Annotated in this window: 13 protein-coding genes; 9 read left to right on the forward strand and 4 right to left on the reverse strand. The window is 70.4% G+C overall.

Features of this window, described 5'->3' with window-relative positions; translation table 11 throughout:
* Position 1 precedes the first annotated feature (1 nt).
* From RF644_RS07260 to RF644_RS07290, 7 genes are all read left to right on the forward strand, one after another.
* Positions 2 to 1,507, forward strand: coding sequence for a tripartite tricarboxylate transporter permease (locus tag RF644_RS07260; RefSeq protein ID WP_368796007.1), 1,506 nt, complete (start codon positions 2 to 4; stop codon positions 1,505 to 1,507).
* Positions 1,508 to 1,595: 88 nt separating this feature from the next.
* Positions 1,596 to 2,594 (forward strand): tripartite tricarboxylate transporter substrate binding protein, encoded by a 999-nt coding sequence (locus RF644_RS07265; RefSeq protein ID WP_368796008.1) that lies wholly within the window; start codon positions 1,596 to 1,598, stop codon positions 2,592 to 2,594.
* A 61-nt stretch (positions 2,595 to 2,655) separates the two neighbouring features.
* Positions 2,656 to 3,297 carry a methyltransferase gene (locus RF644_RS07270; RefSeq protein ID WP_368796009.1) on the forward strand — a complete coding sequence of 214 codons (642 nt, stop codon included), beginning with the start codon at positions 2,656 to 2,658 and terminating at the stop codon, positions 3,295 to 3,297.
* 31 nt (positions 3,298 to 3,328) lie between these two features.
* Positions 3,329 to 4,123, forward strand: coding sequence for a DUF1932 domain-containing protein (locus RF644_RS07275; RefSeq protein WP_368796010.1), 795 nt, complete (start codon positions 3,329 to 3,331; stop codon positions 4,121 to 4,123).
* A 111-nt stretch (positions 4,124 to 4,234) separates the two neighbouring features.
* Positions 4,235 to 5,575 carry a TRAP transporter large permease subunit gene (locus RF644_RS07280; protein WP_368796011.1) on the forward strand — a complete coding sequence of 447 codons (1,341 nt, stop codon included), beginning with the start codon at positions 4,235 to 4,237 and terminating at the stop codon, positions 5,573 to 5,575.
* A gap of 19 nt (positions 5,576 to 5,594) precedes the next feature.
* The gene (locus RF644_RS07285; protein WP_368796012.1) at positions 5,595 to 5,843 is read left to right on the forward strand and encodes a hypothetical protein; all 249 of its coding nucleotides are present in this window, start codon (positions 5,595 to 5,597) and stop codon (positions 5,841 to 5,843) included.
* Positions 5,840 to 6,823, forward strand: a complete 984-nt coding sequence (locus RF644_RS07290; protein ID WP_368796013.1) for a cyclase family protein — start codon at positions 5,840 to 5,842, stop codon at positions 6,821 to 6,823. The genes RF644_RS07285 and RF644_RS07290 overlap by 4 nt, the downstream gene beginning before the upstream one ends.
* 188 nt (positions 6,824 to 7,011) lie before the next feature.
* On the opposite strand, the gene RF644_RS07295 is transcribed toward RF644_RS07290, so the two are convergent.
* The 4 genes from RF644_RS07295 to RF644_RS07310 all read right to left on the reverse strand — a co-directional run bounded on the left by RF644_RS07295 (position 7,012) and on the right by RF644_RS07310 (position 10,605).
* Complete coding sequence (locus RF644_RS07295) at positions 7,012 to 7,527, reverse strand: flavin reductase family protein (RefSeq protein WP_368796014.1); 516 nt, start codon at positions 7,525 to 7,527, stop codon at positions 7,012 to 7,014.
* An 8-nt stretch (positions 7,528 to 7,535) separates the two neighbouring features.
* A complete protein-coding gene (locus tag RF644_RS07300; protein ID WP_368796015.1) occupies positions 7,536 to 8,870 on the reverse strand; it encodes an NtaA/DmoA family FMN-dependent monooxygenase in 1,335 nt (444 codons plus the stop codon).
* Positions 8,871 to 9,080: 210 nt separating this feature from the next.
* The gene (locus RF644_RS07305; RefSeq protein WP_368796016.1) at positions 9,081 to 9,797 is read right to left on the reverse strand and encodes an NADPH-dependent F420 reductase; all 717 of its coding nucleotides are present in this window, start codon (positions 9,795 to 9,797) and stop codon (positions 9,081 to 9,083) included.
* A 205-nt stretch (positions 9,798 to 10,002) separates the two neighbouring features.
* Positions 10,003 to 10,605, reverse strand: a complete 603-nt coding sequence (locus tag RF644_RS07310) for a TetR/AcrR family transcriptional regulator (protein WP_368796017.1) — start codon at positions 10,603 to 10,605, stop codon at positions 10,003 to 10,005.
* Between the two features lie 454 nt (positions 10,606 to 11,059).
* Here RF644_RS07310 and RF644_RS07315 point away from each other — a divergent pair, with 454 nt between their 5' ends.
* On the forward strand, positions 11,060 to 12,595 hold the full coding sequence (locus RF644_RS07315) for a DHA2 family efflux MFS transporter permease subunit (RefSeq protein WP_368796018.1): 1,536 nt from the start codon (positions 11,060 to 11,062) through the stop codon (positions 12,593 to 12,595).
* 32 nt (positions 12,596 to 12,627) lie between these two features.
* Positions 12,628 to 13,395, forward strand: coding sequence for an NADPH-dependent F420 reductase (locus RF644_RS07320; RefSeq protein WP_368796170.1), 768 nt, complete (start codon positions 12,628 to 12,630; stop codon positions 13,393 to 13,395).
* Positions 13,396 to 13,434: the final 39 nt, after the last annotated feature.

The raw sequence follows: 13,434 nt of genomic DNA on the forward strand, positions 1-13,434 counted from the left end.
CATGGATGTTCTCAACGACCTCATGGGTGGCTTTGCCACCGCCCTGACCTGGCAGAACCTGCTCTTCGCGTTCATCGGATGCCTGCTGGGCACCATGATCGGGGTGCTGCCCGGCATCGGCCCGGTGGCCGGAGTGGCCCTGCTGATCCCGCTGACGCTGAACATGGACGCCACCGGCTCGATCATCATGCTCTGCGCGATCTTCTACGGCACCACCTACGGCGGGACGATCACCAGCGTTCTGCTCAACACCCCCGGTGAAGCCGCCTCGGCGGTGACCACCTTCGACGGCTACGCCATGACCAAACTCGGCCGGGCCGGGGCCGCACTGACCATCGCCGCGGTGGGGTCCTTCGTCGGCGGCACCATCGCCACCGTCGGGCTGGTCGCCGCCGCCAGACCCCTCGGCGAACTGGGCCTGCTCATCGGCCCGCCGGAGTTCTTCGCCCTGGTCACCGTGGGCATCACACTGCTGGTCGCCCTGGCGGGCCGCTCCATCGTCCGGGCCCTGATCTCCGGATCGCTGGGCCTGCTCATCGCCATGGTCGGCATCGACCCCGTCGCCGGCGCCCCGCGCTTCACCTTCGGCTCCGAGCGGCTGCTGGACGGGGTCAGCTTCGTGGCCGTGATCGTCGGGGTGTTCGGCCTGTCCGAGATCCTGGCCTACCGCGCCGGCAAGACCCCCGAGGCCATCCACGCCCCGAACCTGCGCTCGCTGCTGCCCAACCGGACCGAATGGCGCCGCAGCGCCCCGGCCATGGCCAGGGGCACCGGCATCGGCTTCGGCCTGGGCCTGATCCCGGGCATGACCGGATCGGTGTCCTCCCTGCTGTCCTACGGGGCGGAGCGGAAGTTCTCCCGCTACCGCAGCGAACTCGGCCACGGCGCCGTGGAAGGCGTGGCCGGACCAGAGACCGCCAACAACGCCCACGCCAACGGTGCCCTGATCCCGCTGTTCACCCTGGGCATCCCCGCCTCCCCGACCATCGCGGTGCTCATGGGAGCGTTCCTGCAGCAGGGCCTGACCCCGGGACCGACCCTGTTCGCGGAGAACTCCGAGATCGCCTGGGCCATCATCGCCAGCCTGTTCATCGGCAACGTGCTGCTGATCATCCTCAACGTGCCCCTGGTGGGGCTGTGGACCTCGATCCTGAAGGTGCCCTACCCGATCCTGGCGGCCCTGATCCTGCTGTTCATGGTCATCGGGGCCTACACCATCCACTTCACCGTCTTCGACGTCTTCGTGATGATCGCCTTCGGCGTGCTCGGCCTGGCCATGCGCCACCTGGACATCCCGCTGGCACCCATGGTCCTGACCCTGGTGCTGGGCCCGCTGATGGAACGGTCCCTGCGCGAGTCCCTGGAGATCTCCCAGGGCAGCTTCGAGGTCTTCTACACCCGACCGATCACCGCGACCCTGCTGGTGATCGCCCTGGTCATCGTCTGCAGCCCGCTGCTGAAGCTGCGCAAGCCCAAGGTCCTCGCCGACGACGACCCCGAGGCCTAGTCCCTCGCTCCTTTCCCTGCCGCCCCGGCCGCATCACCGCACTTTCCCGACCGTCATCACTGATCACCACTGTTCACAGGAGAAAGCCATGAACCGTCGCACCCTCACCGCCAGCCTCACCGTCCTGGGCCTGCTCGCCGCCACCGGCTGCTCCGCCTCCAACGGGAGCACCGCCGAAGGGGGGGAATACCCGGCCAACGGCAAGCCCGTGGAGATGATCGTCGCCTTCGCCCCCGGCGGAGCGGTCGACACCGCCGCCCGCCTCGTCCAGCCGGTGCTGGAGGAAGAGCTGGGCACCAACGTCGAGGTCATCAACGCCCCCGGGGCCGGCGGACAGATCGGCTACACCCAGATCGCCAACGCCGCCCCGGACGGCTACACCATCGGGGCCACCGGCTCCCCCTCGGTGGTCGTCTCCCCGCTGGATCCCAGCCGGGGGGCCTCCTACACCCGTGCGGACTTCCAGCCCCTGGCCCGGCAGGTGGTCGACCCGGCCGTCATCGCCGTCCAGCCCGACAGCCCCTACCAGTCCCTGGAGGAGCTGCTGGAAGCGGCCAAGGAGAACCCTGACTCCATGACCGCCACCACCACCGGTCAGCAGGGCGGGGAGCACTTCGCCCTGGCCCAGATCGCCGAGACGGCCGACGCCTCCTTCGCCCCGGTGCACTTCTCCGAAGGTGCCTCCCAGGCCACCACCGCGTTCCTGGGCCAGCACGTCGACGTGCTGGTCGCCAACGTCAGCGATGTCACCGACCTGGTGGCCCAGGACAAGGCCCGGGTGCTGGGCGTGATGGGTGAGGAGCGAGCCGAGGCCCTGCCGGAGGTCCCGACCTTCACCGAGGAGGGCTACGAGATCGTCTCGGCCACCGCCCGCGGCTACTCCGCCCCGGCCGGGCTGCCCGCGCCGGTGGCCGAGAAGCTCGAGGCGGCCCTGCAGGCTGCCATCGAGGACCCGGAAGTGGTGCAGAAGATGGAGGACCTCGGCCTGGAGACCAGCTACCTGGGTGCTGAGGAGTACGAGCAGTTCTGGGCCCAGCAGGAGACCGACTACAAGGAGGTCCTCCCGATGGTCCAGGCCGACGAGTGACCGTCCCCCGGCCCCTGTCCACCGCATCCCCCGACGTTCTCGCAGAAACGGAGTCCCTCCGATGACGACCATCACCGACGACCCCACGATCGCCGACTTCACCCGCCCCGACCCCGCCCTGGTGGCCCGCCTGGCCGCCCTGCCCGCGGCCAACATCGGCGACGCCATGGACCGGCTCGGGGTCGCCGACTCCGCCATCCAGGCCATCTGGCCCGGGGCCCGCCTGGCGGGACCGGCCTTCCCGGTGTGGGTGCGCGCCGGGGACAACCAGGGCATCCACCGTGCGCTGACCCTGGCCCAGCCCGGCGACGTCATCGTCGTCGCCGGCCAGGGCGACACCACCCGCGCTCTGCTCGGGGAACTCATCGGGGAACGGGCGATCTCCGCCGGGATCGCCGGCTTCGCCCTGGACGGGGCCGCCCGCGACGCCCAGGTGCTCCAGGAGATCGGGATGCCGGTCTTCGCGAAGGCCACCACCCCGGCCGGGCCCTACAAGCACGGGCCCTCCCGCGTCGTGGTGCCGGTGGCCTTCGGCGGGGTGCCGGTGCTGCCCGGTGACATCGTGATCGGTGACTCCGACGGGCTCGTCGTCGTTCCCCAGACCCAGGCCGAGCGGATCGCCCAGGCCGCCGAGGCCGTCTTCGCCGATGAGGAGCAGCGCCGCACCAGCATCGTCGCCTCCCGCACCCACGTTCCCGCCTGAACCCCTTCCAACCCGTCTCCAAGGAGTCATCATGAGCGCATGCACCGTCATCGGCCTCGGCGAGGCCGGCGCCATCTACGCCACCGCCCTGGTCGAGGCCGGGCACACCGTCACCGGCTACGACCCGGTGGCTCCCACCACCCCCACCGGGGTCACCCGGGCCGGCACCGCGGCCGCGGCCTGCGCCGAGGCCGACGTGGTCCTGGTCCTCACCGGAGCCGGTGCCGCCCGGGCCGTGGCCGCCGAGTGCCTGCCGGTGATGCAGGAGGACACCTGCTACGCCGATCTGACCTCTTCCTCCCCGCAGACCATGGAGGAACTCGGCCGCACTCCGTCCCGTGCGCTGTTCGCCGATGTGGCCATCCTCGGCCCCGTCCCGGTGCACGGGGCGCGCACCCCACTGATGGTCAGCGGCCCCGGCGCACAGATGCTCGCCGAGCTGCTGGGCGGGATCGGCGCCCCCGTGGAGGTCGTGGACGGTGCCCCCGGAGCGGCGATGGCCCACAAGCTGCTGCGCAGCGTGGTGATGAAAGGCATGGCCTCGGTGGTGGTGGAAGCCGTCACCGCCGCCCGGGCCGCCGGGCTGGAGGACTGGATCCGGACCCAGATCGCCGACCAGCTGGCCGGGGACGGCCAGGCCGTGATCGACCGGTGGCTCACCGGCACCCCGAAGCACGCCGCGCGCCGCGCCCACGAGATGCGCTCCACCGCCCAGTACCTCACCGACCTCGGAGCACCGGCGGAGATGACCGAGGCCTCGGCCACCGCCATGGAACGGATGGCCGCGCACACCAGCGACCACCGCATCGAAGCCACCGCGTCCTGAACCACCACCCACCGTGGGCCCGGCCCTCCCGTCGGCGCCGGGCCCACGGCCACAATGACAACCAGCGCCCCTGCGAACAGTAGGAGCGCCCCTGGAGGAAGTGAGCACGTCGTGATCGGAGTGTGGGCCCTGCTGGCCTATCTGGCCGTCATCATCGGGTGGACCACCCTGGCCAAACGCAGCGTCGGGGAAGGCATGATCCTGGGGTTCTTCACCGCCCTGATCTTCACCGGCACCCAGGCACTGAGCGTGGGCTGGGCGTCCCTCTACGACGCGCTCACCGACGAGATCGTCTACGCCACCATGGTCTTCGTCTTCATGGGCTACCTGCTGGACCGTGGCGGGGTGCTGGACCGGTTGATCAACCTGCTCAACTCCCTGCTCGGACGCTACCGGGGCGGACCGGCCTACGTCTCCACCCTGTCCTCGGCCGGACTGGGCAGCATCGTGCACAACCAGGCCGCCATCGCCGCCACCGTCGGCTCCGTGACCATCCCCTGGATGGAACGCACCAAGATGGACCGTTCGACCGCGGCCACCCTCGTGGCCGGCAACGCCGGGATGGGCATCACCTTCCCCTTCAGCGCCTCCATGTTCGTCCTCGTCGGCTCCGCCACGGTCGGACCGCTGCTGGACATCCAGGAACTGGTGGTCCCCCTGCTCATCGGCGGGCTCTGGTGCGTGCTGCACCGGCTGATCGTCACCGTGATCCTCGTGCGCAAGTCCGGCATGTCCGCGGTCGCCCCGGAGAACCGGCTCGCGGTGGCCACCGCCTTCCGCCAGGGCGGGGCCACCCTGCTGCTCTTCGTCGCCGTGGCGATCCCCCTGATCCTCACCTCCGGTGCCGCCGCCGAGGCCGCCGCCGCCTGGACCGAGCTCGAGGACATCACCGACGCCGTGAGCATCATCTTCTGGATCCCGGTCGTCCTCACGATCGCCGGCATCCTGCTGGGCCTGTCGAAGCTGCCCCGCACCACCTCAGGCTGGTGGGCTCTGCTGGAAAGCTCCGCCCCCCGCTTCGGGATCGTGGGCATCACCGTGCTCTTCGCCTTCGCCGGCGCCAATGTCCTGGCCACCACCGGACTGCCCGAACAGCTCACCGGCCTGCTCGGCGATCTCAACCTGCCCCTGTGGGCGCTGGCCATCCTCGTCGGACTGATCGTCATCGCCGTGGCCGCCCCCCTGTCTTCGACCGCCACCATGGCCGCCGTGGGCACCGTCGGAGTCGCAGCCCTGGTCGCCGCCGGGGTCCCGCCCACCACCGCCGCCGTGGCCGTGCTCGTGTTCTCCTCCTGCGAAGCCGCCGTCCCACCCGGTGGGGCCCCCCTGTACGTGGCCTGCGGCATCGCCGACGTCGACCCGTTCAAGACCTTCGCCCGCCTCTTCCTCTACTACGCCCTGCCCCTGCTGGCCATCGGGGTGCTCATCGCCCTCGGCATCCTGCCCGTCTGAGACCCGAAAGGCACCCCACATGCTGCACCGCATCGTCCTCAACATCTTCACCCTTACCCTCGGCGTTTCCCTGCTCGGCGGGATCCTGCTGGTCCTGGCCCAGACCGTGGCACTGGTGATCGGCCAGGGCCTCTGGCTGGTCTTCCTCAACGACACCGCCAAGATCCCCGTCGTCATCGCCGCCTCGGTGTGCGCGGTGGCCGGATTCCTGCTCAGCTATCGCACCCACACCCCGGCCCCCACCGCCCCGGAGGCCGCACACCGATGACCACCCCCGACCACGACTACCCCACCTACGGGCAGCTGAGCGTCCGCACCGGCCGGCCGGCCGGCACCTCCTGGGGCCTGTTTCCCGACCCCGACCGGGGCACGCCCACCTTCGCCGGCCTCGAACAGGTCCTGGCTGCCCGCTCCTGCATTCGCACCGGCACTGTGTTCGGTCTCGACCATCCCGTCGACGCCTTCGACCCCGGCATGTCCGCCCGGCGCACCGCCCCGGTGCACACCATCTACTCCGGCCACCCCGCTCACCGCGACGACTACCTCGACGGGTTCTACCTCCAGGGCTCCACCCAGATCGACGGACTGCGCCACCGCCGCTCCGACGAGATCGGCTTCTACGGCGGCACCGACGACGAGCTCATCCGCCCCGGCACCCGCCCGATCGGCATCCAGGCCTGGGCCGAGACCCCGATCGTCTCCCGCGGGCTCCTGCTCGACGTCGCCGGACACCGCCATGCCCAAGGCGATCCCATCGACCACGCCGGCGGCGAACCCCTGCACCTGGACCTGCTCGAGGACACCATCCGCGCCCAGAGCACCGCGCCGGCGCCCGGGGACATCCTGATGATCCGCACCGGCTGGTGCGAGTGGTTCCTCGACCTGGACCACCAGAGCAAGCTCGAGGCCAAGGAGGCTCGCCGCTCCACCGGCATCGCACAGTCCCGGGAGTTCATCGAATGGGTCTGGGACCACCGACTGGCCCTGGTCGCCGCCGACAACTTCGCCGTCGAATGCCTCCCCCCGATCTCCGGTACACCGTTTCTGGAATCGGCTCCTCACGACAAGGGCATGATGCACCAGGAACTGCTGGCCAAACTCGGCATGCCCCTCGGCGAACTGTGGCGCCTGGACCACCTCGCCGCCCACATGCGCGGCAGCGGTTATTGGGACGCCATGATCGTTGTGAAACCCCTCAACATCACCGGTGCCACCGGCTCCCCCGCCAACGCCACTGCCATCTGCTGAACCGTTGCCAGCCGTCAAGGGGCGCATCGGTCCAACACCTGTCCTGTGGGCTCAAGGCGGTTGACCGGCCATGTGCAAACCGGTGGGGAAGAAGCCGCTCTTGGCTCCAATGTCCACGAGTCAATCAGCGGCTGCGCCGACCCTGAAGGTGTGGTGGGGCCCCCGCCCTCAGTGCACGGTGATGTGCCTCAGGGTGTCTCATCCGGACCCAGGCGGCGGTACCGTCCCTGGAAATACAGCAGAGGTTCGAGCGCGTGCCCGCCCGTCGGACTCATCTCGTTGACCCTGCCCAGGACGATGAGGTGGTCACCGGCGTCGTGCTCGGCCCAGATCTCGCAGTCAAGCCACATCAGGGTGTCCTCGAGGACAGGGTTCCCCGCCCGGGTCGGGTGCCAGCGGATGCCCGCCCACTTGTCGGTGCCCTTGCGGGCGAACTGGTTCGAGACCCCCTGCTGGTGGTGCGCGAGGACGTTCACCGCGAACCTCCCGGTCCGCCGGATCCGGGGGTAAGTGGTGGAGGTCTTCAGGACGCTGAAGGAAATCAGCGGCGGGGAGGTGGAGACGCTGTAGAAGGACTGGCAGGTGAATCCGATCGGGCCCTGCTCGTCACGGCCGGTGATGATCGTGATCCCGGAGGCGTAGTGCCCCAGGGCGTCCCGGAAGGCCCGGGCGTCGATGTCCTGCCGGTGGGTGGATGTGCTCATGGCCGGGGTCACCGTGCCGGGTCCGCGAGCCGGGGGTCCAGCCCGTACTGCTCGTGGGCTCCCAGGTTCTCGCGCAGGGTGGGGCCCTCGTAGTCGTGGTGGTAGAGCCCGCGCTCCTGCAGGAGGGGGACGACCTTGTCGACGAAGGTGTCGATCCCGTCCTCGTAGACGTCGATGGAAACCCAGAAGCCGTCGGCAGCTCCGGCCTCGAACCATTCCTGCAGGTGGTCGGCGGTCACCGAGGCAGGACCCACCGGGGTGGGGTGGTAGTCGATGACCCCGTGGGCGAGAACGTCGCGGATGGTCCACCCTTCGCGGGCGACCTCCAGGGCCCGTGGGGAGCGGGGATCGAAGGGACTGGGGCGCGCGGCGGTCAGCTGGGCGGGAGTCAGCGGCCGGTCCAGCTGACCGGCCTCCAGCTCCAGTCCCAGCATGGACCCCAGGTACGGGACACGGGCCGGGAACGTGTGCTCGCCCAGGGCCACGCGGCGGTCCAGGGCGGCGCGCTTGGTGGGGCCGATGGCCGGCATCACCCCGGCGAAGAACTTCACCTCATCGGGGTTCCGTCCGGCCCGTCGTGCAGCGTCCCTGATGGCTTCGCGCTGGGCCCGGGCGTCCTCGATGGTGAACGTCGCCCCGATGACCGCGCTGGCGTACCGGCCGGCTATCTCGAGCCCGTTCTCCCCGCCGCCGGCGGAGAAGATCACCGGCTGGCCCTGCTCCGACGGCGGAATGGGCAGCGGCCCCTGGGAGGCGACGTGCTCCCCGCCCAGGTTGATGGGCTGGATCTTGCCCGGGTCCGCGAAGCGCCCGGTGCTCGTGTCCTTGAGCCAGGCGTCGGGCTGCCAGCTGCCCCACAGGGCCTGGGTGATCTGGATGGTCTCGTGGGCGCGCTGGTAGCGCTGCGGGCGGGGGGCGATCTGGCGGCCGAAGTTGGCCGCGGAGCTGGGGTCGCTGGTGGTCACCGCGTTCCAGCCGGCCCGGCCGTGGCTCATCACGTCCAGGGCCTTGAACTGCCGGGCGAGGTTGTAGGGCTCGTTGAAGGTCGTCGAACCGGTGGCCACCAGCCCGATGCGCTGGGTGCCCCGGGCGATCGCCGCCAGCGTCATCATGGGTTCCAGGGTCAGCATGGGTGCCTCGTGGTCCAGGTCGCCACTCAGGGCCAGGAAGTCGGGGAGGAACAGGAACGCGAACTTCCCGCGTTCGGCGGCCTGGGCGTAGCGGACCTGGGCGTCGAAGTCGGTGTAGTTGGACGGGTCCACCCCGGGGACCCGCCAGGCGGCGGGCTGGGAGCCGTAGCCGTTGCCGAGCTGCATGCCGAGGATCATCTGCGGGCTGGTCATCGAGGAGTCTCCAGTGAGAGGGCACTTAAACGGAGCCTTTCTCCGTCTACTTGCCCCAAAGATACGGAGAGAGTCTCCGGATTGTCAAAGGACCGAGAACCCTGCTCCGGAAGGTGGATGAGCATTGGACAACCGCGAGGACGGATGTCGCGGAGAAAGTAGTGGGTCACCGTGCCAACCTCCGGCCGACGACCCGGCGCTGGGACCGGGTCAGAAGGTGCGCTCGGCCACCCGTACCCGCGGCGCGCCCTCGAGGGCGGAGACCAGCCGGGCGGCCGGCACGGTCCCGGCTGGGGCCTCGAGCAGGCGCTCATCGGGGGTGGTGGGATCGGCGAGGTAAAGGCGGGTGTAGGCGGCGGCCTCGGGCTCGAACCGCCAGCTTTCGGCCAGGGTCCCGGCGTCGATGGTATCGAAGCCCAACCGATCGATCAGTGCCGCCACATGGGTCTTCGCCGCGGCGTCGTTGCCCGCGATGGGCAGTGCGGTGCGGTCGGGCACCCCGGCGGGGCGGGCCAGGGCGGGGATGTGGTGGAAGAGGATGTTGTTGAACGCCTTGACCAGCCGGGCTCCGGCGAAGTGGCGCTGGACGAGTTCGCCGGTGGTGAGCTCCTCCGCGTCGAGGACGGGGATGCGCCCGTCACGGAACGGGTAGTAGTTGCTGGTGTCGATCACCGTCCTGCCAGCCAGGAGGGCCGCCGGGATCGCGGTCGTCGCGGTCAGCGGCACGGACAGCACCACGAGCTCCCCGGCGGCGGCTGCCTGCTCGACGGTACCGGCGGTGGCCAGCGGGCCCAGCTCGGCGACGAGCTCGGTGAGGGTTTCGGGACCGCGGGAGTTGGCGACGACGACCGGGGTGCCGGCCGCTGTCGCCAGGCGGGCGACGGCCGCACCGATGTTGCCGCTGCCGATGATTCCAAGGGTGGGCATGACGAGTCCTCGCTCTGGGATGGGTGGGATGAGGTCGGGGTGGTGACGCCCACTGGGGGCAGGTCCCGTCGTGGGCGGTTCACGACGTGCCGGCGGGCCGATGTCCGGGACTCCCCACGTACTCCGCGGTCGTTGCCGCTTCGTCCCGAGGAACACCGCGCTCGACACCATGCTGCGTGGGCGTCCCCGTGGCTGCCGGTGCCGGTCAGCTCGCCGTGGTGTTGTCGGGTCGCGGCGCGGCCCAGCCGGAGCGGATCATCTCGCGCACGGCCTGGGCCGAGGCCTCGTCGGCCATGGCCGCCCCGCGCACCCAGGCCGTGGCCAGGGCGGCCAGGAACAGGTCCCGCCCACGCACCCACGCCCGGGCGGTGCCCTCGCGCTGGGCCGCGCCGAGGAACTCCTCGGTGGTCGCAATGAAGCCCTGGCAGGTGATCGCCAGCGGGGAGGACTCCTGGGACAGTGCCGCCCGCAGGGGATCGGGCAGTCCGTCGAAGGCGGTCACCCACTCCCCCAGCGCGTCCAGCCAGTGCTCCAGAGCCACCGCCGCATCGGCCTCCTGCCGGAGGGTCTCGAGCTGGGCCTCCAGCTCCTCGTTGCGGGCCTGCAGCAGGGCGGCCAGCAGGGCGTCCCGGTTGGGGAAGTGCCGGTAGAGGGTCCCGGCCCCGACACCGGCCCGCTTGGCCAGCGCGTCCAGGGACCCGGTGATGCCCGCCTCGGCGAAGAACTCCTCCGCGACTTCGAGGATGCGCGTGCGGTTGCGCCGGGCATCGGTGCGCGGCCGGCGCGTGCCAGCCTCTGCCTCGGTCATGGGCCAATTCCTTTCCTCGACTAAATGGAGACTATCTCCGCATGGTCATCGAGGGCAAGCGAGGCCACCTTCCACATCACACCCCGACGTGTCCCGCTCGACGGGATCCGCGCCACGGGCCACTGCCGAACCCATCCAGTTCCAGCCACCGCACTGCAACACCGCCGCAGACTCGTCCTGGGATCCGCGACGGGCACTCCGGGCGCGGCCCGTCCACCAACGCCACGCTGCTGCGCCATCGAGCCCCAGACCCCAGCGGCCACCCCGGCTGTGGTCACGATCACAGGCAGGGCGAGAAGCAGCCACTTGCCAAGGGGAGACACTCTCCGGTTTACTCATGTGGAGACGTCCTCCGCTTGGGGAGGACGCCCCTCCCCGCCGTTGACCACAGGACCCGGCCTGCCCGGAGCCCTCCTCGAGGCTGACCCCATCGCATCAGGAAAGAGAGCCCCCGATGACCACGCGCCAGGCGTCGATCGACCCACAGCCCGATACCGGTCCCCATGGAGCAACCACTGCATCGAGCACCGGTGCGCCCGGCAAGCTCGCCCCCGGTGACGGTCTCGTCCTGGGGCTGCTGATGGCCTCGACCTTCATCGTGCTGCTCAACGAGATGCTGCTGGGGGTCGCGCTGCCCACCCTCATCGAGGAGCTGGCGATCACCGCGACGACCGGGCAGTGGCTGACCACCGGCTACCTGCTCACCCTCGCCGTCCTGATCCCGGCCACCGGCTTCGTGATGCGCAAGTTCCACCTGCGCACCGTCTTCCTGACCGCGATGTCGCTCTTCGCACTGGGGACGGCGCTCGCCGCCCTCGCCCCCGGCTTCGGGGTCCTGTTCACCGGTCGCATCATCCAGGCCATCGGCACCGCTGTCTTCCTGCCGCTGCTGATGACCACCACCATGCGCCTTGTCCCGGTGGCGCGCCAGGGCCGGTTCATGGCGCTGGTCGTGATCGTCTCCTCCGCAGCACCGGCCCTGGGCCCGGCGGTCTCGGGCCTGGTCCTGTCCCAGCTGAGCTGGCGGTGGCTGTTCCTGTTGATGCTGCCGATCGCCCTGACCGGGCTGGTGCTGGGCGCGGTGAAGCTGCGCAACATCACCACCCCGGAGCCGATCACCCTCGACGTGCTCTCCCTCATTCTCTCTGCGGTGGGGTTCGGCGCCCTGGTCTACGGGCTGGCCACCATCGGGGAGTCCACCTCGGGCCACACCCCCGTCGCCCCCTCCCTGCCGATCCTCGTCGGCGTCCTCGGTGTCGCCGCCTTCGTCCTGCGGCAGCGGGCGCTCCAGCGCACCGACGACGCGCTCCTGGACGTGCGGATCTTCGCTGTCAGGGCGTTCACGGTGCCGCTGCTGGTGATGCTGGCCCTGACCATGACGGCCTTCGGCACGGGAGTCGTCTTCCCGCTGCTGCTGAGCAGTGTCAGCGGCTTGGGCACCTTGCAGATCGGGCTCTTCCTCGTGCCCGGTGGCATCACCATCGCCGTCGTCTCGGCCATCGGCGGGCGGCTCTACGACCGCCTCGGCCCCCGGCCCCTGGCGATCCCCGGGGCACTCATCGTGGCCGGATCCCTGTGGTTCCTCAGCCGCCTCGACGCCGGCACGGCCGTCTCGACCCTGCTCATCGCCTACATCACCATGATCATCGGGCAGGCACTGATGTGGAGCCCGCTGACCACGGCCGCACTGTCGGCACTGCCCGCCCATCTCTACCCCCACGGCAGCGCGGCCTTCGGCACCATCCAGCAGCTCGGTGGCGCGGCCGGCACCGCCGTGCTCGTCTCCGCCTACACCCTCGGATCCACCGCACACGGCACCGGCCCCTTGGACCTGGCCCAGTCCGTCTCGGCCGCACAAGCCGCATTCACCGCCGCGGCCGTCATCGCCTCCGCCTCGGCCCTCGCCACCCTGTTCGTGCGCCGCCCCCGATCGGTCGACCCGCACACCCCCGCAGAACCCACATCCACTGCCCCGGCCGCAACGGCCTGACCCACACCCCCTCGCCCCCATCGGGCATCCACCTGCAGCAAAGGAGACAGACCATGAAGATCGGCATTCTGGGCACCGGGCACATCGGCACCACCCTGACCCAGCGGTTGAGCGCAGCCGGACACGACGTGAAGGTCGCCAACTCGCGCGGGCCCGAAACGATCGGGCCGGAGGTGCTGGCCTCAGGCGGACGCGCGGTCCTGGCGGCCGAGGCGGTGATCGATGTCGACGTCGTGATCCTCTCCGTTCCCCTGCACCGTCTTCCGCAGCTCGCGCCGCTGCTCACCGCTCTGCCGTCCGGCACCGTGGTCATCGACACCTCGAACTACTATCCGCAGCGCGACGGCAGGATCGAGGCCATCGAGGCCGGTCAGGTCGAGAGCCTGTGGGTGGCCGAACAGCTGGGGCGACCGGTCGTCAAGGCGTGGAACGCCATCGGCTCCCCCTCCCTCGCCGCCAAGGGCCAACCGGCGGGCAGCCCGGACCGCATCGCCATCCCCGTGGCAGCCGACGACGACAAGCACAGGGGCGTGGCAATGGCCCTCGTCGAGGACACCGGCTTCGACGCCTTCGACGCGGGCCCGTTGGCGCAGTCGTGGCGCCAGCAGCCGGGCACCCCGTGCTACTGCACCGACCTCGCCCTCGAAGAGATGCCGGAGCAGTGGGCGGCAGCGGACGCGAGGCGATCGTCGACGCGGCGCGACCTGGCCGTCGCCGCCATCCAGGAACGAGTCGGGGACGCCACCACCAACCCCGACGCCGAATACGGCGTACGCCTCAACCGCGCCCTCTTCATCTGAACCCGCAAAACCCTGTGGCCCGCTCCCTGGCAAACACGG

The organism is Kocuria sp. CPCC 205258 (assembly GCF_040981005.1).
GTDB classification, from domain to species: Bacteria; Actinomycetota; Actinomycetes; order Actinomycetales; family Micrococcaceae; genus Kocuria; species Kocuria rosea.